Source organism: Oleiharenicola lentus (assembly GCF_051660365.1).
Lineage (GTDB): Bacteria > Verrucomicrobiota > Verrucomicrobiia > Opitutales > Opitutaceae > Lacunisphaera > Lacunisphaera lenta_A.
In genome coordinates this window covers 460,601-479,026 of sequence record NZ_JBOZXB010000002.1, presented here as the reverse complement: position 1 = coordinate 479,026, position 18,426 = coordinate 460,601, and the positions used below count along the sequence as shown (strand labels likewise).

The 18,426-nt window shown below is 57.2% G+C and carries 23 protein-coding genes; all 23 read left to right on the top strand.

Annotation, left to right across the window (positions count from 1 at the left end; translation table 11 throughout):
• The first annotated feature begins 27 nt into the window (after positions 1-27).
• Positions 28-339: a hypothetical protein gene (locus ACRRQW_RS16800; RefSeq protein WP_438482757.1), complete on the top strand. Its 312-nt coding sequence runs from the start codon at positions 28-30 to the stop codon at positions 337-339.
• Positions 336-770, top strand: a complete 435-nt coding sequence (locus ACRRQW_RS16795; protein WP_438482756.1) for a hypothetical protein — start codon at positions 336-338, stop codon at positions 768-770. The genes ACRRQW_RS16800 and ACRRQW_RS16795 overlap by 4 nt, the downstream gene beginning before the upstream one ends.
• On the top strand, positions 767-1,075 hold the full coding sequence (locus ACRRQW_RS16790; protein WP_438482755.1) for a helix-turn-helix domain-containing protein: 309 nt from the start codon (positions 767-769) through the stop codon (positions 1,073-1,075). Before ACRRQW_RS16795 ends, ACRRQW_RS16790 begins: the two co-directional genes overlap by 4 nt.
• Entirely contained in the window at positions 1,072-1,266 is a 195-nt protein-coding gene (locus tag ACRRQW_RS16785) for a hypothetical protein (RefSeq protein WP_438482754.1), read from the top strand. Before ACRRQW_RS16790 ends, ACRRQW_RS16785 begins: the two co-directional genes overlap by 4 nt.
• Positions 1,266-1,601, top strand: coding sequence for a hypothetical protein (locus ACRRQW_RS16780; protein WP_438482753.1), 336 nt, complete (start codon positions 1,266-1,268; stop codon positions 1,599-1,601). The genes ACRRQW_RS16785 and ACRRQW_RS16780 overlap by 1 nt, the downstream gene beginning before the upstream one ends.
• Before the next feature lie 11 nt (positions 1,602-1,612).
• Positions 1,613-2,002: a hypothetical protein gene (locus tag ACRRQW_RS16775; protein WP_438482752.1), complete on the top strand. Its 390-nt coding sequence runs from the start codon at positions 1,613-1,615 to the stop codon at positions 2,000-2,002.
• Positions 1,999-2,253, top strand: coding sequence for a hypothetical protein (locus tag ACRRQW_RS16770; RefSeq protein WP_438482751.1), 255 nt, complete (start codon positions 1,999-2,001; stop codon positions 2,251-2,253). Before ACRRQW_RS16775 ends, ACRRQW_RS16770 begins: the two co-directional genes overlap by 4 nt.
• Positions 2,250-2,645 carry a hypothetical protein gene (locus ACRRQW_RS16765; protein ID WP_438482750.1) on the top strand — a complete coding sequence of 132 codons (396 nt, stop codon included), beginning with the start codon at positions 2,250-2,252 and terminating at the stop codon, positions 2,643-2,645. Before ACRRQW_RS16770 ends, ACRRQW_RS16765 begins: the two co-directional genes overlap by 4 nt.
• Positions 2,646-2,649: 4 nt before the next feature.
• A complete protein-coding gene (locus ACRRQW_RS16760) occupies positions 2,650-4,983 on the top strand; it encodes a ParB/RepB/Spo0J family partition protein (RefSeq protein ID WP_438482749.1) in 2,334 nt (777 codons plus the stop codon).
• A complete protein-coding gene (locus ACRRQW_RS16755) occupies positions 4,983-5,486 on the top strand; it encodes a hypothetical protein (RefSeq protein ID WP_438482748.1) in 504 nt (167 codons plus the stop codon). Before ACRRQW_RS16760 ends, ACRRQW_RS16755 begins: the two co-directional genes overlap by 1 nt.
• A gap of 3 nt (positions 5,487-5,489) precedes the next feature.
• Positions 5,490-5,948: a hypothetical protein gene (locus tag ACRRQW_RS16750; RefSeq protein ID WP_438482747.1), complete on the top strand. Its 459-nt coding sequence runs from the start codon at positions 5,490-5,492 to the stop codon at positions 5,946-5,948.
• 231 nt (positions 5,949-6,179) lie between these two features.
• Positions 6,180-6,455 carry a putative quorum-sensing-regulated virulence factor gene (locus tag ACRRQW_RS16745; RefSeq protein ID WP_438482746.1) on the top strand — a complete coding sequence of 92 codons (276 nt, stop codon included), beginning with the start codon at positions 6,180-6,182 and terminating at the stop codon, positions 6,453-6,455.
• Between the two features lie 16 nt (positions 6,456-6,471).
• A complete protein-coding gene (locus tag ACRRQW_RS16740) occupies positions 6,472-6,930 on the top strand; it encodes a single-stranded DNA-binding protein (RefSeq protein ID WP_438482745.1) in 459 nt (152 codons plus the stop codon).
• 234 nt (positions 6,931-7,164) lie between these two features.
• Positions 7,165-8,595, top strand: a complete 1,431-nt coding sequence (locus ACRRQW_RS16735) for a hypothetical protein (RefSeq protein WP_438482744.1) — start codon at positions 7,165-7,167, stop codon at positions 8,593-8,595.
• 122 nt (positions 8,596-8,717) lie between these two features.
• Complete coding sequence (locus tag ACRRQW_RS16730; protein ID WP_438482743.1) at positions 8,718-10,187, top strand: DUF5906 domain-containing protein; 1,470 nt, start codon at positions 8,718-8,720, stop codon at positions 10,185-10,187.
• A gap of 280 nt (positions 10,188-10,467) precedes the next feature.
• Positions 10,468-10,851 (top strand): hypothetical protein, encoded by a 384-nt coding sequence (locus ACRRQW_RS16725; protein WP_438482742.1) that lies wholly within the window; start codon positions 10,468-10,470, stop codon positions 10,849-10,851.
• 244 nt (positions 10,852-11,095) lie between these two features.
• Positions 11,096-11,752, top strand: coding sequence for a hypothetical protein (locus ACRRQW_RS16720; protein WP_438482741.1), 657 nt, complete (start codon positions 11,096-11,098; stop codon positions 11,750-11,752).
• On the top strand, positions 11,749-13,641 hold the full coding sequence (locus ACRRQW_RS16715; protein WP_438482740.1) for a terminase gpA endonuclease subunit: 1,893 nt from the start codon (positions 11,749-11,751) through the stop codon (positions 13,639-13,641). The genes ACRRQW_RS16720 and ACRRQW_RS16715 overlap by 4 nt, the downstream gene beginning before the upstream one ends.
• A gap of 44 nt (positions 13,642-13,685) precedes the next feature.
• The gene (locus tag ACRRQW_RS16710) at positions 13,686-14,090 is read left to right on the top strand and encodes a hypothetical protein (RefSeq protein ID WP_438482739.1); all 405 of its coding nucleotides are present in this window, start codon (positions 13,686-13,688) and stop codon (positions 14,088-14,090) included.
• Positions 14,091-14,166: 76 nt separating this feature from the next.
• The gene (locus tag ACRRQW_RS16705; RefSeq protein WP_438482738.1) at positions 14,167-14,439 is read left to right on the top strand and encodes a hypothetical protein; all 273 of its coding nucleotides are present in this window, start codon (positions 14,167-14,169) and stop codon (positions 14,437-14,439) included.
• Positions 14,439-16,013: a phage portal protein gene (locus ACRRQW_RS16700; protein WP_438482737.1), complete on the top strand. Its 1,575-nt coding sequence runs from the start codon at positions 14,439-14,441 to the stop codon at positions 16,011-16,013. Before ACRRQW_RS16705 ends, ACRRQW_RS16700 begins: the two co-directional genes overlap by 1 nt.
• Positions 16,014-16,021: 8 nt before the next feature.
• Positions 16,022-17,188: a hypothetical protein gene (locus ACRRQW_RS16695; RefSeq protein ID WP_438482736.1), complete on the top strand. Its 1,167-nt coding sequence runs from the start codon at positions 16,022-16,024 to the stop codon at positions 17,186-17,188.
• Positions 17,189-17,233: 45 nt separating this feature from the next.
• A complete protein-coding gene (locus ACRRQW_RS16690) occupies positions 17,234-18,415 on the top strand; it encodes a hypothetical protein (RefSeq protein ID WP_438482735.1) in 1,182 nt (393 codons plus the stop codon).
• The last annotated feature ends 11 nt before the right edge of the window (positions 18,416-18,426 follow it).

The window sequence follows — 18,426 nt, the reverse complement described above, 5'->3', positions numbered from 1 at the left end:
TAGGTTCCAATAGGTTCCTATATTCCTATGGGAAGCACCGCTGAAAGCACCGTTACCGAGAAGCCGAAAGGCCGCACCATCCCACTCTGGCTGAGTGGCGATGCTCTCGTTGCTTTGGAGAACCTCAAGAGATCCGATACGAAGTTCCGCGAGGGGACTTATTGCAAAGACGCCGTGATCCAGCGTCTCAACCGTGAAGGCCTGATCCAGAGTGATGGCGCCGGCGAGGTAGCCGCTAAGGCCTTCGAGCTCGCACAAGTTTTGGGGTGCGAAACGGTATCGGCAAAACTCACCGAACTTGCCGCATCGGTTCAGGCCGTGCCGGAGGCCGCACGATGAAACGGGCCTTAGAAAAAGCACAGGGTGCACTCGACGTGCTGGATTCGCGCCTACAGTTGGCGGGGCAGGTCGGCCTCAAACTCTGGTCAGGTGTTACACGTCAGCAAATTGCCGAACACCGAGCAGAGCTCTCGACTGAGCTGAACGCGGCGCGGTTGGATTTGTTTACCGGCGAACACGCCACACGGGACGAACTTCTTGCCGCGATCACCCGCGCTCACACACGCCTTCTCACAGTCCTCGAGCGGGTCACGCTCTGCCTCGTCCTCGCTGCCGTCCTCGGCTGCGTGCTATCGCCGGATGATTCCGGCGATCTGTTACGCAAAGCCAGCCGAGAGCGCTCGAGCCGTCGCCGTGAGAACATGGTTGCCCTTCTGGATGCTGAGAACGGCGAGGAATTTTTTGAAGCCGCGGAGGAGCAGTTCACGTGAGCACTACCGATACCCTTCCCTCGCTTGACGAACTGTTGAGCGCGAAAAATTCCGTAAAGGTATCGCGCGAGTGGCAGGACCAACTTTGGCAGCATTGGCCGGCTGCGGCTCGTTGGCCTGGCATTCTCGGGATTTACGAGGCCGCGGCGTTCCTGCGCATTTCTCACGCGACGATCCGCCGGCTTTGCACGGCCGGCCGTGACGACAAGGCGAAGCTTCGCAATCAGCGCGTCGCCGGCATTTTCCGCATCCGGAAAGTCGATCTCGAAAACCTCGGACTCATTCAGGAGCGCGCCGCCGCATGATTCCGAGCCGCATACATGAGCAACGCGCTTATCCGTCCAACGCTGGGGCGGGGTTTCGTTTTCTACGCCTCGGGGAATTGATCCGCCGTGGGGACGCGTATTTCAGCGCCGCGGGGCAATGGCACGAATCCACGGCCGCGGGAACCTACATCACGCCGTCACGGGTGAAACTCTACCGGAGGAAATCCTAATGGGTATCAAAGACCCGCATGTAGCGAAATTTCTGCGCAAGGTGACGTTGCGCGTTGGCAGCATGTCGCGCCTGTGCGCGCTCAACGACATTGGGCGCTCTCACGTGAGCAACATGCTCAACGAAGACACGAGCGCCAATCGCGGCCGCCATACTTGGAAGCGGCTCAAGGGCATCGTCACCCGCGCCGAATGGACGGAATTGGAACAATGCTCCGCGTGGAACGCTTTTGCGCGCAATGAGCCTGGACGCGCCGCCGTGATCCAGAATTTGCCGTGCTGTGACGAGCAACCCGCCGCGTTTCCGACGCATGCAACCTACGCCCTCGCGTCCTAAAAATTTTAACCATGAACTCCGCACCCCTCGTCAGCAAAAGCGAAGTCTCTTCGCTTCTCGGAACCGAGTATTCGGAACTCCTTTATGAGTTGGATCACAACTTTCTGGATTACGGAAAGCACTGGCGGCTGAACGGGCAGGCGGCCGTTTATACACTCGAGGGCCTTCGGGCATTGTCCGTTCTGTTCGCGAATCGTGCGCAGGCAAAAGGCGACACTGAAATGAAGCTGGTATCCGAATCGCTTGCGAGCAAGGCCGCGAAGCTTGAGGAGCAAGCCAAAGCCGATGCTCACGCAGCCGCTGTTGAGGCTCGGCAACTCAAAGAAATTCCCTCGCGCAAATTAGTGCGCAAGCCAGCCCCTACAAAAGAACCCTACTATCGGCAAGGGAGCCTCGCATGAAGTGCGCTCGTCCCAAGCTTCCCCCTCACGGTTATGAGGGTCTGCCGAGCGGCCTCGCGCGTGTGCGCCTGACGCGTCCGCATGTCGTGCTCCCGAAGCAAGTCAGCGCGCCCGCGAGTGATGGATTTTCGGTGACTCCCCTTTCCAACGATTCCGCCGGCCCCGTGCGCATGTTTCGCGACGGGCAGCCGCTCGGGATTTTCGCAACCCCCGCAATCGCCGCCGGCACGCGCCGGATTCTAACGCAATGATTCGTTACACCTTAATTCAGGCGCTCAACATCGCGCGCCGCTTCCAAGCGCTTGACGAGCTTTCGCCGGCCGCACGCGCCGCAGAGCTCCGCTCAATCGACAAGGAAATCAATGTGCTCGAGGGCGAACTCAAAAAGCTCCTCGCGATCGGACATCTCGACGACGCGCGCCGGTTGGTGCGCGAGTCAGTCGCGGCCGCCGGCGTGGCACCGCTGGACCCGCACGCGGAGCTGATTGTGGGCGTCATGATTTTCGACGCCCAGACGCAACACCTGCACGCGATCACGCAAGTCATGCCCTACCTCGAGCGCTTGCTCGGTGCGCAAGGCGACAATGCCGAGCCCGAGCTCGTAACGCTGCAACACACGCTTGCCCGTTTTCTCAACCGATAAGTTTATGGCCAAATCCACACAAAAAAACTCCGCGGGGGCTTCTGACACGGCCGCCGCTACCGCCGAACTTCCGCTCAATCAATTCGAGTGGAATGAAAACTCGGTATGCACCAACCCCGAAAAGATTTTGGTCAAGTTACCGAAAGGATGCCGTTGCGAAATCGAGCTCGCTAGTTTCTCCGTCGATGATTCCGCGCCAGTTTGGTATGCGGGCTACACGCTGGACGCCGGTGACAACATGGTTGGTTCCCCTTGCTCCCATGGATTGGGTCACGCCTCGTTTCCTACGCGTGACGCAGCCTTGCTCTCCGCGCTCGAGACTGCCGAAAAATTCTTTTCCGCGTCTCCGAAAAACAAGGTTTACAAAAAGTGCTATGGAGAAGTTACGGCGTTTGTTCGCTCGCTCGGTAGTTCGCCGGCAAACATTCGCCCCGCGCTATCGCGTCGCGGCCAGCATGAGCCGCTCCCCACTCCCCAAGAGTTGGATATTGAGATCGCGCGTATCGAGCCGCACCCGAATAACCCGCGCGGCAGCATCACACCGGAGAGCGTCGCGGAGCTCCGCGCTACTATCGTTTCCGAAGGCCTTCTGCAGCGTGTCGGTATTCGCATCCTCGCGGGAGCGGCCGGCCTGCCTGGACTCGCTGCGGAGAATCGCCTCCAATTGCTGTGGGGTCACCGCCGCCTCGAGGCGTGCCGAGGGATCAAAGGCATGCTCACGATCCCCGCGCGCGTATACGAAAACATTTCCGACGAACAGGCGCGCGTTCTCCTTAACATAGAAAACGACCAACGCAAAGATCTCGACCCAATCGAGCAAGCACGGGGTTACGCCGACATGATGCGCGACTTTGACATGACGCAGGACGATGTTGCAAAGACGCTCAATAAGTCCCGTCCGGTAATCGCAAACGCGCTCCGCTTGCTCGGCTTGCCCGAAGACTCGCAGAAACGGATTGCTAATCGCAGTCTCACCACGGCGCACGGCACCGCGCTGGCAAGCTATGCGGACTTCCCCGCGGTGTGCGCACGCATCACTGAGTTAGTTATTCAAAACGAAACCTCCGCCGGCGAGATCGAGGAGCATTTGCTATTCGAGGATGTTTTGAAACGCGAAGGGCTAATCATCAAATGCCCGAACGACTACGAACCGCCGGAGGAAATCGCGCGTTCATTCCGCCAGGCGTGGTCTGCCATTGGTCACTATTGCCTGGATCCCGAAGTCTGGAAAGGTGAAGCAGCCCGTCTCGTCGCCGAGAAGAAAGAAGAGCGTGCAAAGAAAAAAGCGCGCGATGAAAAAGGGTCTAATAACAAAGTCGCAGAGAAAAAAGAGCTTACTCCGGACGATGGCGACGTAGTGAACGCTGACGACGTTTACCTCTTGGACTTAGTGCCGGAGGATAAAGTTGCGAAGGGTAAAACCTACGCCGGCAATAAATGCACTCTCGTTCTGGATAAGCAGCTTTGGGCGAAAGTTATTAAAGCTCGTAACGATGTTCTTTCCGAGGACGCCACGGCAAAAGCTTCACCCATGATTGAGGCCGGTTGGAAACGCGCGGCGGGCATCAAGAAAATCGACGATTTCGCCGGAGCGTGCCTTATCATGATGAACCCTCTTAGGGTAGGAGATCTCGGCGGCGACATTGCCAAGCGCCTCGAGCTAGACCTCGGGCGTTTCGAGAAAAAAGTTCTTATCCCGCCGTCAGATCAATGGAGCAAAGCCAAGACTCGCATTAATGAACTGGCTAAAATTGATCCGGTGCCGCTCGCAAAGCTCTCCCTGGGCCAAATGTGTGCAGAGATGGAGGGTATACTGAAAGAGAAGCCGTGGGCGTTGGTTGATAACATGCACTGGCTGCAGTTTATCTCCGGAGATTCTGCTTTCGTTATGTTGGATGCCGGTAAGGCAAAGGGCCAAGAGGAAATCATGATGCGCATGGTTGAAAAACTCGCCCCGAGCAGCTCGAAAGAAGCAGTCGCCGACAAGACACCCGAAAAATTCAATTGGGATAAAAAAGGAAATTGCTCCAACCCGATGCGGATCAATTTGCCTGTTCCGGCTCCGGCCAAGGTGAGCATTTTGACAGCCCAGTCTGCTCCGTGCGCAGCGTGGTCTTTCGGTTACGATTTATCGTTGCCAGGTATCGGCGGCAGCTCTCACCCGCTCCGCTTGAAAGAGGCGACTTTCATGTCACGAGCAGCCGCCGTGGCCGGCGCTATAAGCGCTCTGCGCGAGGATTTCAACGGTCATGGCGCGGCCGCCGTTCCTGTTCGTAATGCGTGTTTGGACTTTGGCGTAGACTTCATGGCCGACTGCAAGGAGGCGGGGAAACTCTAATGAACGCTCAACTTGCATTCGGCTACGGCCTCCTACTCGGCGCATTGGTCGTGGGGGTGTGTTGGATCGTCACAATTCGCAGCCATATCGAAGCGGAAGAAATGCGACGGGCTCTGTCCGTGAAAACCTCGCCGGCTCCTACGCATCCAACGCTCGCCAAACACCAGGCGTCGGAGATCCGCGTTGTGGCACACGTCGCGACGCCGGCAAAGAAAACGGAGCCCGCGCGTTGCTCGCCGGCTAAACTGCGCTGGCTAATCCACTCGAGCGGGATGGTTCACGCTAAGTTTGTTTTCGAGGGTAGCGCCTACGCGTTGATGATAAAATTGCAGTCGTGCGACTCTCTGCTTTGGCAGCGAGAAAAAATCGCGCTGCCAAAAGAAGACGTAATCGAGTCGCGCCTCCTTTCACTGGTCGGACATCGGAAGCTGATCTCAGTTGAAGTGATCGGGACCGTCCCAGGGAAAGACATTCACCTGTTTCGTATCACTCGCACGGAGTAAGCCATGGGAAAAACAACTACCTACTCGCGTCCGTCGATAGAAAAACAACTTCTCGCCGTGCGAACGATCGAAGGCCTCGCGAATTACCGCGAGGCCTTGCAAGAGATGTTTGCCGACAAACGTATGGATCCGGAGCCCAAGACTGTTCGCAAATGGAATGAGGCGCTTTGGGCCAAAGTGTTTGAGTTGCTCTTGGCGGCCCGCTCCGCGAGTGAGGCAACTTATATCTTCAACGTGCAAATGCGTTGGGAGAAATCGCCCGTGCTCGAGGCCGCCGTTGATCAGCACTTGGCGGCCGTCGTAGAACGCATGCCAGACGATGTGGAACGCGCGGCGCATAATGGCGTAGTGATCGAAGGCATCAGCACGCCGGCACAAATTGCGATCGCAGAAGCAGTGCGCGCAAAACGCAACGGTTTCGAGGGAGTCAAAATCCATGTGAACGCGGAGGCCGCGGCATGACTTCAATTTGCGTCCAATGCCTCAAACCCTTCACCGGCCGGAATGCCACGCAGGAATTTTGCACGCCTGTGTGTCGGGCCGAATTCAAGAAAGCGGAGCGCGTTGCGTATCGTCGCCGTCGCGAGATCGCTCGGGAAGCGAACGCATCCACGTTGGGCACACGCGGAGTCCAGGGCGGCCGTCAGGCAATAAACTTCCGGCTTCAAGACGGATCCGAAATCGACCGTTAAGATGAACATACTTGACGCATTAAGAATCAAAATGCCGTTCGGCCGTTATCGCGGGGTCACGCTCGAGGAGATCGCGGCCGCGGACGTGCTTTATTTCGACTGGCTGAAAAAGAAAGATCTTCGCGACTCGTATCTCACGGATGCCGTCGCGGTGGTTTACGACAAACACGCGGAGACCATCACCGCGAAACTCGCAGCCGGCGAGAAACCGAAACTATTCGACGCGAGTGAAAGCGTCACGCCTGAAACCAAGGTGAAACAAATGAGCCTGTTCTAATTTAACCCAAAACCAAATGGCTAATCTAAATAAAGTAATGCTGATCGGTAATCTCACCCGGGATCCCGAGTTGCGCGTAACGCCAAAAGGCACGGCAATTTGTCAGTTCTCGCTCGCGGTCAACCGCAAGTTTCGCGACGAGTCCGGCGCCGATCGCGAAGAGGTCACTTACGTTGACATTGAGGCGTGGGGGAAGTCTGGCGAAAATATCGGCAAGTATTGCACGAAAGGCCGTCCGCTCTTTGTCGAGGGACGCCTTCGCCTGGATCAGTGGGAAGACAAGACCACGAAGGAAAAACGCAGCCGCATGAAAGTAGTGTGCGACAACTTCCAATTCCTCGGCAGCGGCCGCGGCGATGGCACGCCTTCATCGTCAGGTGATCAGGGCGGCGGCGAATTCCGCTCGCCCGCTCCGCGCACCCCCAACGCGTCCGCTCCCGCACAAGAAAACTTAGACGAAGACGTCCCCTTTTAACCCAAACACATGAGCACAACCGAAAAACAATTTCCAACCGTCATCCAAGTTTTTACCTGCAGTAAGTGCGGTGAACATTTCGCGCCAACGCGCGTATGCCGAGCGGTCCGCAACCGAGGCACGTGCGCGCAATGCGATCACAACGCGCAACCGAAGCTTATTCGCGAAAACTACAAGTTGGATCTGCGAATCGCGCTCTCGCGCATGCCGCTCCCAAAATTCGCTCGAGGATAAATGTCAGGCCCTACGAACAGCGATTACTCGCGCGCAATTACCGAGCTCACGATCGGCCAGATCTGGGATGCGGCTGGCTTACCGTTGCCGATTCCCTACAAAGACGGCGTGGTGCGGAGTCCGTTTCGCGACGAGCGGACGGCGTCGTTTTCCATTCTGGGCGGTGGGCGTGGCTTCAAAGATTTTGGCGCGGATCAGCGCGGCGGCGTGGTCGATTTTGCGCGTCTATGTTGGCCCAATCTATCCGACGAAGAGTTTAAGGATCGCCTCGTTGAAATTGCCGGCACTCGCACCCATCGACAGGCTTCGCCGGCGGCCGCGTCAGCGGCCGCTTCTGGCACAGTCCCCGCCCCTGCTCCGGTGGATCCGCTCGTTGCGCGCGCGGCCAAGGCCCTCGAGAAAAAACGCAAGGAACGCGAGGCCGAGGAAAACATTTACGCGCTCCGCAAGAAAGAGCTCGAGCCGGAGGTTGACGAGAAGCGCCGCTGGTTGCCGGAATGGCCGTCCGTGGTGCGTGATCGCTACCAGGACGGCGCGGACGCGCTCCTCAACGACGGCCGCGCGAAAGAGAAATTAGCGAAGGCACGCGGTTGGCCCTACTACTGGATAGACGAGCTCATCGCCCAAGAAAAACTTTCCTACGTGCTCGAGCGTGGTTGCGACGCCGGCGCGAATGCTCGCCGTCAAAAAGGGTTCCTCGTAGAATTCCCGACATTCACGGGATCGCTCGAAACCGGAATCACTGCTAAGCTGCATCCGATCGGCTATCACCAACGGTTTTTCTCGTTAGGCACCGGCGGCCGGCCGGACACCAAGGGTTGGATGTTTATCCCTGGCTATCCGAAGGGTGAACCGCGGTCGCAGTTTGAGCGCGCACTCGTAGAGGTCGGCCGCGAGCGCGGCATCCCTTACGATCCCGCGCAAGGTTCACGCGAGGCAATCATTGCGCCGCTTCCTTTTGTGTTGGGGGATGTGGGGACGGCAAAATTGATCGTGCTCCTCGAGGGCCAATGGGACGCGATTTCTTTCTGGGGGGCGTGTGGTTGGTTTCACGATGCGACGGAGATTCCCGCGGGGATTGCCGTGTTTGGCATTCGTGGTGCGCAAGGCATGCCGGCGTTCCTCGCTTACTGGGGGCGGTGGTTGCGGGCAAATAAACCGCTCGCATGGGTGATTGCCGATAACGACAGCGCCGGCCGCGCCTGGCGCGAAGATCCCGCGGAAACTCAAAACAAGATCACGCCGCCGAGTCTCGCGGAAAAGCTCGAGCACGCCGGTTGCCGGCGGGTGGTGGTGAGTTGGTTACGCCCTGGGCTATGGGGCAAGGATTTCAACGACTATTACAAAGCAGCAAAACCGGATACCCTGAAAATGTATAAATGGATGATGAAAGTTGGCGTGATGGACGGCGCGGGAGGTTGGGCCAAGTGAGCGACGAAAAAGTTGTGCCTTTCACGGCGGCCGGCTCCTCGAGCACGATCGCCGAACCGGAACGTTTGCCGGCAAACACACCTGCGCCCGAAACCGTGAGTTCGGCGCCGCCGGCGTCGGGCGTGCCCGATCCGGAGGATGCGTTTGAAAGCAAGGACGGGATGCCGGCCTACTACTTCGATTCAATGTCGCGCTTGTTTTGGATGAAAAACGAGGCGGGCGAATGGGTCGATCTGAACGAAACGCAATTCAAGCGTGAGCTCAAAAAAACCCATGGCCTAAGCGATAAACCGAACGTCAAGGCGGGCGAAGCGATCAGCCCGCTTGACGAGAAATTGCGTGAGGTAGAACAAAATAGCCGCGTGGCTTATGCGGGTCTACTGGCGGGCTACCGTGCCGGCATGCACATGATCACGGGACGGCGCGTCCTGGTCATGGAGGATCCAGTTTTCATTGAACCAAAGGAGGGAGCTTGGCCGGTGCTCGAGAAGTTTTTCACGGGCCTGCTCGTTGGCGAAGAGCCAACCGATGACAACGGGGGAAAATCCACGATCGACCAACGGCCGTGGTTCTTCGCTTGGCTACAGCATGGGGTGCAAAGCTACATGGACTGTCAGCGCACGAATGGCCTGGCGCTCGGGATCGCCGGCGAGCCAGATTGCGGAAAGAGTTTTTTGACCTGGGTGTTGCGTCAGATCTTTGGCGGCCGCGTCGGCAAGCCCTACGCGGCGATGACCGGCCAGGACAATTTCAACAAGGACGCGGCCGAGGCGGTTCTGCAGTTGGTTGACGACGAAAACCAAGCGGACACGAAGCTAGATCAGCGGCAAAAGTTCGCGTCGGAGATTAAGAAGTTTGTCGCTAACAATGAATTTCGTTTGCGGGCGATGCATAAAGACGGGTTCTCCGTCGAAGTTCTGCGTCGGCTCGTAGTCTTGGTTAACTTGCAGGGTATACTTGTTCTCCCGCCTCTCGATGGCGATGTGGACGACAAAATCATGCTTCTGAAAGGTTACACGCGGCCGCGGCCGTCCAAACAAATCACTACTGAAACGCCTCTGGAAGAGGCGTGCTGGCCCTCTCCTATGCCTACGCGCACGGAGGCCGAGAAAGAAAGTTATCGCGCCACGGTCCGCGCCGAGCTGCCCGCCTTTTTGTGGTGGCTGTTGCGGATTTTTAAAATGCCGTCGCACGTGTCGGGCGGGCGTTTCATCGTGCGCCACTGGCATCACCCCGCGATCAAAGCGGAGCTACATGAGATGAGCCCACACACGCGTCTCTGGGATCTCATTGTCCGCTCTAAAGTCGTGTTCAATGAGTATGTCGAAGGGGATGCGGAGCACTCGGCCTATTGGAAAGAACGGGACAAATGGGAGGGATCAGCCGGAGACCTCGAGGTGTTGCTCAAGAATCACGATAAATCGAAGCTCTCGGCTGACGAGAAACGCGAGGTCAAGGCCTCCAATTGGCTCGGTAAGCGACTGGCCCTTTGCGAAAAGCATTTCGGCGAGGGCGTCTGTCACCTGACGCCCGCACGCATGAAGAAAACTTGGACGCTGACACCGCGTCCGCAGGACAAAACTGGACTCTAACACCCCATGAAAGCGACGGCACGCGACGGCATGCGACGGCACACAAATTTTTCTGAACACCTCGCCACAACCCGAGGGCGAGCGCGGACGCGACGGCGCGACGGCATTTTGTCAGGACTATGCACGCGCACGCGCGTCTGTGTGTATATGTGCGCACAGGTATTTATTAGTTTTTGCCGTCGTGCCGTCTCTGAGACTGGGGATAAGAGCGAAAAAAGAACATCGCCCCTTTGGCCTAGTGCCGTCGAATGCCGTCGCGTGCCGTCGCAAGGGGGTGCGCATGCCTAAGCCGGTCATTCAGTTCACAGAAGAGGAGCAATCGGCACGGATCGACGCGGTTGGCCTGGAGAAATGGCAAGCCAGCCAACGTGAGGATGCGCACCCGTTTGCGGAAGCGCTCGCCTCGAGCCAATCGGCTGACGTGCTTCGCGCTCTCATGCAGGTCTGTCTTCCGCCCAAAACGTTTGGCAACAAACGTCGATTCCGTTCGGGCTACTTCCGCATGGTGGCGTTCGTGTGGCGTCTGTCACCCGAGCTCCTCGAACCATGCAGGTATGACCAGGACGTTGCCGAGCTCCTCGGCATCAGCCGCGAGGCCTTGCTCAAGCATCTTGAGAAGATTGACGCGCTTTTAGGCCGCGAAACAAAGCGGCCTAAGTTGTAAAAATTACGGGTCCTCCCGTGAGGGGGTGGCTAGTCGAGGTTCCGCGTGAGGCCTCACCCTCTTTGTGTGTGGTGAATAAAAACTTTAGTAAATAGTGGCTAGTTAATGCTTGGTTACATCTTGCGCCTATTATGTGGAGGTTAGTGAACAGTCACCAACGAGCCCCGCGCTCACAGACCGGCAACTCACCGAGCTCTTTGACTGTTCGCGTCCCTACATCAGCAAGCTCCGGAAAGATAAAGGCATGCCGCCTTTCTTCGATTCGCAGACCGCTTTGGACTGGCGGGCGATTAACGCTCCGCCCCGCGGCCGGCGCTTAGATAGCGCCTCGGAAAAAAATCGCTTCGCGCAACACCCACAACCACCCCCAGGATCAGAAGCGGGCGCAACGGGGAAAGAGAGCACCGGCGAAAGTTTGCCGCCAAACAAGGGCCGCAAGCGGTGGCGGGGTGAAATAATCGACATCCGGAAGTTTATAAAGAAAACGACAGATTTTGATTCGCTCATGATTGAGCAAGCCGAGGCCGTTCCCCAAGTTGCTTACGGCCTTCTCATGTTGGCAGCGAAGCACGGAGATAGCGTTGAGATCTCTGCGCAGACCAAGAATTGGAACGATGCCACGAAAGCAGCGGCGGCCGCCCGCAAGAATTTCCTCGAGCTTCAGGAGTTGTCGCGCGCGCTCATCTCGTTGGACGAAGTGGAGAATGTTGTCGGGACCACGCTGCAGGAGATTCGCAACGCGCTACTGAAACTCGGTGCGACGGTCTCCGCGAACCTCGTTTCCATCCTGCCTGCGGATAAGGTCCAAAATGTGCGCATGGCCGTTGACGATGCTGTTGACCTGATTCTTTCCGCGCTCGAGGCGGCGCCCGATCGCACACGGCGCGATCTCGCGTCATGAAGATTGAGGAGCGTTATACGCCGGCCGCCGAAAAGCTTCGCTCATTCACTCGGCAATTCTTTCGTCCCGCAGAACGGCTCAAGCCCTCCGAGTGGTGCGCGAAACACATCGAGCTCCCTTCCGGAAAAAACGAGACGAAACACGGCCGCGTCAATTGGAGTTACTCACCTTACCTTGCTGAGCCGCTTGATCAACTGGATGAGCCAGGCGTCACAGATATTACCTTTGTTGGGCCTACCCGCATCGGTAAAACTTTTCTCCTGCGCATGGGTGTTGCCTGGGGCATCGCCGGTCAGCCTGGGCCGGCGATGTGGATCGACTCCACCGATGACAAAGCGAAGGACATTTCAAAAAAGGAAATTCAACCTCTCATCGCGCATAACAAAATCCTGCGCGATCGGAAGCCGGAGAACCGTCACAACTTCACGGATCAACGCATGCTGTTTCCTGCAGCCGCGTTCACCATGGTTGGCGGCAACTCCGCGGCCGGCGTAGCTGGTGACACGGTCAAACGCCTTTTTGGTAACGAGGTCGATAAATGGCGCGGTGCTTCCGACAAAGAAGCTGCCACGATTGAACTCGCCCGTCACCGCACTGAATCGTTTGACGACGAACGCCGGCACATGTGGTCCTGCACTCCGACAATTGAGGAGGGCACGATCTGGACGTGGTTTCTCAAAGGGGATCAGCGCTACTATCACGCGATCTGTCCGCACTGCGCGCACGCGCAACGCCTCGTCTGGGGTCAAGTCTGGTGGGATCCCGAGGCGCAAATCACGGATCACAAGTGGGACCTCGAGCGGGTCAAATCTTCCGCGCGTTACCGTTGCGAGAATCCTGTGTGCTCTGCCAACGTTGGTCCGAATGGTTGGACGGATGCCGAGCGACTCGCCGCCATCCGGCATCCCGACTCCCATTGGCGAGCCAGCACGAAGGGAGAACCTGGTCACGTCTCCTATCACCTCAACGGGCTTTATGGTCCGCTCAAGGTCAACCGCGTCGGCGAGCTCGCTAAAGATTTTCTTTCCGCACGCACGTCGGGTTTTTTTCATGACCGACAAGATTTTTGGAATTCGCGCATGGGTGAGCCGTGGCGTGAAAATGTTGGGACGATCACGGCCGCCAAGTTTACCGCGCTCGAGCGGCCCTATCGCCGCGGGGCAATACCAACCGATTTCAAAGCAGATGTGCTCATTGTCGCCGGCGACGTTCAAACGAACCGCATCGAATACACCGTCAACGCCGCGAATTGGGCGGGAGATTCTTATATCGTCTCACACGGCGAGGCCCCGAGTTGGGCAGATCTAGAATTTGTCCAAGACACTTACGCGAAACTCGCGCCAACGTCCTACGTTATCATTGACGTGAATTTCGAGGACCGCCGCGCCGAAACCCTTGAGGCAATCTACGAACGACGCGAACGCGGTTGGATGGGTGCGGAAGGTTTTGAGATCGCGAAGGATCTCGCCAAGATCGAGCGCGCCAACGTTTACCTGGGCGGCAAACTGCAGAACAAGGGTTTCACGGTCCCCAAGTTGGTAATCTCGCTTTATCAATTCAAAGTTGAGCTCGAGAAACGGCTATCGGGTGAGATCAAAAATTGGTTCACCTACTCCCTCGACGGTGGGGAGCTCTCACTTGAACCCCCAGACGAACTCTCGAAAGAAGAGCAGCAAGGATTCTATGCGCAACTCTTGGACGAGCGCCGTGTCCCGAGGAAGCCGGCCGTTGCAGGCAAACCGCCGTTTGTCTTCAAATCTCGCCGCGGCAATAACCACAAGTTTGACTGCCAAGTGTATTTCCTCGCTCTCCTTTGGGTGCTCCGGAAGCGCCGCGTGAAAGACAAAGGCGATGACCAACGCAAGACAGTGACCATTCAGCAAGGTTAGTTCCGATATTTGATAAACGCATTAGATGCATTATTGTTTGGGATGTGCCTCTACTCGAGATCGACCCGCAAAAACTCCTAGCCCAGCAGGCCAAGCTGATCGACGATTACGAAGCTTTTTTCCGCGCCCACGAATTTTTACTCACTCGCATTAGTAAAGAGACGGCCGCGTTCCTCGGTGCTGAGGTTGATGACACCGGCGTTGCGAGCTACATCGCTAAGCTCCGCGGCGGGTTGCTCGCTCACCAAACGAATTTCATTCTCCGGCGCGAATGCTTTGTTGGTCTTGATCGTAATGACTTGCGTGGGGTGCAAAAGATTGCGGAACAACTGCCCAATCAGACCAGCGAAGTGTTGAAGATTTTTGCCCAGCAAGTTTTTGAGGTCCAATGCTCTCTTGAAAAGCAAAAGCAGGAAATGACGGCCGCGGATTTGGAGAAGCGCGACTAGCGGGCCATCTTCACCAAAACCGGCATTCGGCCGGCATCTCTACGCGGAGTCCTTGGTTACATCCAAGGCCTTTAGTATGCCGACTAGCACCGGAGGGGAAACCATTGGCGAACGCCTCACACGTTTGCGCGCCGCGCTCGCACGCGTCCGCCGCACGATTGAACGGTCTGAAGACAACGGCGGCGCGTTCACGATCGGAGGTTCATCCGTTACCCAGATCGCCTACGAGCGGGCGATTGAGCGAGAGAAAGAACTCAAGTCCGAGATCGCAGCTCTCGAACGACGCATCGCCGGCGGGGCTTCCCCGCGCATGGCCTCGCTCGAAACGAAAATGCCAGGGAGCAAGTAATGCGCAACGAAACGCCCACCCGCACCATCCTGCTTTCTGCGTATTACGACGCGACGGCGACAACGACCGAATCGGATTACGGCAATTTTATTTCGCTCGCGGAGGATTATTATTTTGCCGGTCCGCAAAGGTCGATTGCCCTCGCCCGCCTCCGGCGCGAGATCCGCAACAACCCTTACCTCGCAGGCCTGTTCAATAATTTCCCAAGTGCGATCGGCTTTTCCAATCTGCGCTCCCGTAGCTCGAGCAAGAAATACAACGACCTGAAAGAGTTGTTTTGGTATCGCTGGAAAAAGCGCGTCACGCGTGCCGGCGATTCCCTACGCAGTTGCGAGGAAATTATCCTCCGCGAAATGTTTGTCGCGGGCGAGATCTTCATCGTTCTCCTCGTCACGGGGCACATTCAGCTTGTGCCCTCCGAGTATTGCGGCAGCGCCACGACAGCCAGCGCGGAAGTCAAAACGGACGGGACAAAAGAAATCAATGGCATCCTCTACGACGCCAACGACCGTCCCATTGCTTACCGGTTCGGAAAGCTGAATCCCTCTGGCACGATCACTTTTGACGGCACTACGCCAGTCCCTGCGCAGTTCGTCATTCACGTCTATAACAAAGACCGCGTCCTCATGGGTCGCGGTTTACCTTGGGCGCTTCCGTGCCTGCGTCCGGCGCATGACCTCTACGAGATCACGCGCTCGAAGACTAAGCAGATCAAAGACGCCAATACGATTTCCGGCACGATCGAATCCGAGGAGGCCGAGGAAATTTTAAAAGGCATGTCGAGCAACCCGACCGCCTCAATCAACGATGATACGGCAACCGGTGAAACCGAGGACGCGGCCGCCGACAAGCAGGACAAACAGCCCGTCGTTATCAGCCTGAAGCCTGGTCAATTCATCGCGCTAAAAAAAGGCGAGAAACTGAACATGCTGAAAACGCAGTATCAGGCCTCCGATTACAAGGAGCTCGTGATGCTGATGCTTCACGCGATGAGCACGCCGATTGGTTTGCCGGTTGAACTTTGGTTCTCGGGCTTGGGCGATGTATCTTACTCCGGCTTCAAGGGCCTCGGCACGCAATGGAACGCCCGCCGCCGCTACATTCTTTTCTTTCTCGAAGATCGCTATCTTGACCGTCTCCACTTCTGGCGCATTTCCAAAGCGGCCAAGGAGGGCGATCTCCCGCCGAATCCCGACAAAGACGACGATTTGATTGATTGGGCGTGGCGCCGCACTGCAGTCCTGGACGAGGAGAAAGAAGCACGTGCCAATGCGCAACGTCTCGAATCCGGCGAAAGCTCCCTCGCTGATATTTGGGAAGCGAACGGCCTATATCCCGAGGAAGTTTTTGCGCAACGCCGGCAACTCTGGATCCGCGGTGAGATCGCATGCGGCAACCTCAAGGAGGGTGACGATCATTCCGCGGTCATCGTGCCGCGGGAGTTTATGTATCTCGGTCAGATCGCCGGCGCCGCGCGCCCGCCCGTGAAGACTCCGCCGACTGAACCGGCTCCCGCTCCCAAACCTTCGACAGAATCTCCGGCCACTCCCGCGTCGGACGATGACGACAAATAATTTCCCGCATGAATCCGAAAACCCAAGCATACCGTTTCTCCGCACCTCATACGTTTGGCGTCGATCGAAACGCCGGCATCTTAACCAACGTTGCTCTCATCACAGCAGACCTCGAGGCCAAAGGTCATGGCATCTATATCGACGAGAAAACCATTTCCACGGCCAACGATGTTCTCGCCGCGAAGGGCGCGAAGTTCAAAGCCGCTATCTCGCATTTGTCCTGGGCTGATCAATGGATGGGCGACAACGACCGCGTCACAGAATTCCCAGGCTGGTTCTCCGGTGTTGCCGTGAAAGGCAATCAACTCGTTGCAGCCAGGCTAGAATTCTATGATACGTTCAAGACCGATCAGCCGAAACTTTTCTCGCGCATCCTTGAGATGGCGGAAAAGACGCCTGATCTGTTTGGCATCTCGCTCGAGCCATGGGGCTACCTCGTGTTTGTGGCGAAGGACGGCACGGAATACAGCGAGCGCCCCAAGGACGTTGAACTCAAATACGACGGCATGCCCGCCCTTCGTTGCACGGAGTTGACCTACGGCGCGATCGTTGACGATCCGGCCGCAAATCCAGGCGGCATCTTTGCGGCGCTCTCCCGCGGCAAACAATCATTCAAAGAATTTCTCCGCGGATTGTTTGCCGACGAACAACAGGGTGTCGGCCTTCCGAAAACCGAACCGGACAAAAACACGGTTACACCCAGCGCCTTTAGTAACTCCTCCGAAACTCAATCCGACTCCGCAATGAAAGAAACTCACACAAAAATTAAAGCCGCGTTCGGCGCTGACAAAGCGAAGTTCTCGCGCGCTATGACGATCTTGGGCGATGAACCCGAGATCACCTTCGAGGCCCTTTCGGCCAAGATGCACACCGTAGAAATTTCCGAGCTTCAAGCGACGATCGGGAATTTGACGACCGAAAGAACCAATCTCTCAACGCAGGTTACCAACCTGACTGCCGAGCGTGACGATTGGAAAAAGAAATTCGACGAACTGAAAGCATCCGGCCTTGGGGGCAAGGGCGTCGATCTCGGCGCCGGTAACGGCGGCGGCGCTGCCAACGAGCCGAACCCCTGGGATCAGAAATCCCTCAACGCAACGCGCCAAGCGGAGATCACTCTCGCTGATCCTAAACGCGCGGAAGCACTCAAAGTCGCGGCTGGCGTTAAGAGCTAACGACTCGCTGCGCTCGTCCTCCACGCAAACCACAACTTCACATTTATGTCTAACTCTCGCTTCATCCTCGCGGCCGTCCTTCTCGTCGGCTTGCTCGCATTTGGTCTCGACCAACTCGCAACCCACTACGGTCCTAAGGTTGCTGTCTGTGCTTTTCTCGCGGTGAACGCCATGTTCATGCCAAAGCCAAGCATGACGCTCGGGGCACATACCACCGTCGCCAATCTCTGGGTGCCTGCGATCTGGATTGTGGGCATCGCGGAACGCGTTCTCACACGCGTCGGCCTGATCAACTCTGGTATCGCTATCCGTGACCCGCAAATCGTTGAGGCTGCATCGGGCGGCGGGACCGCCGTTGAAATTCCGTTTTTCAAAGAGGCGGACATGCAGGACGATATTCAGGTCGAGAATGGCGATCTCACGATCCAGAACGTGACCAGTGGTAAACAGCGCGCAGCGATCCTGAATCGTCGTCTCGGTTTCGGCGCAACCGCTCTCTCTAAGGGCGTCAGCGGCGCGGATCCGCTCGGCTTCGCACTCGACACCGTTTCGGACAACCGGCTCCGCAATCGTCAGCGCACGCTTCTCCATATCATGCGCGGTGTGTTCGGTTTCGCCGCCGCCCCTGGTGCGGGAGCGGCCGCTTTCAAAACTCTGCGTCGCGACATCTTCTCCGAAACGGGCGCTGCTCCTTCTGCGGATAAACTTTTTAGTTCGGACGAGTTCCTCAAGACAATCGGCCTTCTCGGTGAGTTGAAGGACACGATGGATGACGCCGTTATCGTGTGTCACTCCGACATCGAAACCGCGATGTCGTTACAAGAAGACGTCACTATCATCCGCGATTCCGAGGGCAAGAAACGCGTGAAGGATTACAAAGGCTCTCGCGTCATCGTCAGTGATCTTCTCCGTCGTGCGGGTGGTGTGTCTGGTTTCGTTTACGATACCTACATCTTTATGCCTGGCGCGGTCGCTTATGGCGAGAAGCCGCAGGCTTCGGAAGTGGGTGAAATCTCGACGTTCTACCCCATCCTCGACACGAGCAAAAACAACAAAGGTTTCGCCGATTATACGCGTTTCATCATGCACCCGCAAGGCGCTGCATGGGCGGGCAATCCGGCCGGTCAATCCGCCACCAATGCGGAACTGGCGGTGGAAGCCAACTGGACGCTCGCTTACGCGGACGCCCGCGGTGCGCGCATCGTGTGCCTTCGTTCCAACGGCTAATTTAACCGGTG

What these genes read in the sequence shown, in the direction of transcription:
- ACRRQW_RS16800 (WP_438482757.1), top strand. Translation starts at nt 28, where the DNA reads ATGGGAAGCACCGCTGAAAGCACCGTTACCGAGAAGCCGAAAGGCCGC.
- ACRRQW_RS16795 (WP_438482756.1), top strand. Translation starts at nt 336, where the DNA reads ATGAAACGGGCCTTAGAAAAAGCACAGGGTGCACTCGACGTGCTGGAT.
- ACRRQW_RS16785 (WP_438482754.1), top strand. Translation starts at nt 1,072, where the DNA reads ATGATTCCGAGCCGCATACATGAGCAACGCGCTTATCCGTCCAACGCT.
- ACRRQW_RS16780 (WP_438482753.1), top strand. Translation starts at nt 1,266, where the DNA reads ATGGGTATCAAAGACCCGCATGTAGCGAAATTTCTGCGCAAGGTGACG.
- ACRRQW_RS16775 (WP_438482752.1), top strand. Translation starts at nt 1,613, where the DNA reads ATGAACTCCGCACCCCTCGTCAGCAAAAGCGAAGTCTCTTCGCTTCTC.
- ACRRQW_RS16770 (WP_438482751.1), top strand. Translation starts at nt 1,999, where the DNA reads ATGAAGTGCGCTCGTCCCAAGCTTCCCCCTCACGGTTATGAGGGTCTG.
- ACRRQW_RS16765 (WP_438482750.1), top strand. Translation starts at nt 2,250, where the DNA reads ATGATTCGTTACACCTTAATTCAGGCGCTCAACATCGCGCGCCGCTTC.
- ACRRQW_RS16760 (WP_438482749.1), top strand. Translation starts at nt 2,650, where the DNA reads ATGGCCAAATCCACACAAAAAAACTCCGCGGGGGCTTCTGACACGGCC.
- ACRRQW_RS16755 (WP_438482748.1), top strand. Translation starts at nt 4,983, where the DNA reads ATGAACGCTCAACTTGCATTCGGCTACGGCCTCCTACTCGGCGCATTG.
- ACRRQW_RS16750 (WP_438482747.1), top strand. Translation starts at nt 5,490, where the DNA reads ATGGGAAAAACAACTACCTACTCGCGTCCGTCGATAGAAAAACAACTT.
- ACRRQW_RS16745 (WP_438482746.1), top strand. Translation starts at nt 6,180, where the DNA reads ATGAACATACTTGACGCATTAAGAATCAAAATGCCGTTCGGCCGTTAT.
- ACRRQW_RS16740 (WP_438482745.1), top strand. Translation starts at nt 6,472, where the DNA reads ATGGCTAATCTAAATAAAGTAATGCTGATCGGTAATCTCACCCGGGAT.
- ACRRQW_RS16735 (WP_438482744.1), top strand. Translation starts at nt 7,165, where the DNA reads ATGTCAGGCCCTACGAACAGCGATTACTCGCGCGCAATTACCGAGCTC.
- ACRRQW_RS16725 (WP_438482742.1), top strand. Translation starts at nt 10,468, where the DNA reads ATGCCTAAGCCGGTCATTCAGTTCACAGAAGAGGAGCAATCGGCACGG.
- ACRRQW_RS16720 (WP_438482741.1), top strand. Translation starts at nt 11,096, where the DNA reads ATGCCGCCTTTCTTCGATTCGCAGACCGCTTTGGACTGGCGGGCGATT.
- ACRRQW_RS16715 (WP_438482740.1), top strand. Translation starts at nt 11,749, where the DNA reads ATGAAGATTGAGGAGCGTTATACGCCGGCCGCCGAAAAGCTTCGCTCA.
- ACRRQW_RS16705 (WP_438482738.1), top strand. Translation starts at nt 14,167, where the DNA reads ATGCCGACTAGCACCGGAGGGGAAACCATTGGCGAACGCCTCACACGT.
- ACRRQW_RS16700 (WP_438482737.1), top strand. Translation starts at nt 14,439, where the DNA reads ATGCGCAACGAAACGCCCACCCGCACCATCCTGCTTTCTGCGTATTAC.
- ACRRQW_RS16695 (WP_438482736.1), top strand. Translation starts at nt 16,022, where the DNA reads ATGAATCCGAAAACCCAAGCATACCGTTTCTCCGCACCTCATACGTTT.
- ACRRQW_RS16690 (WP_438482735.1), top strand. Translation starts at nt 17,234, where the DNA reads ATGTCTAACTCTCGCTTCATCCTCGCGGCCGTCCTTCTCGTCGGCTTG.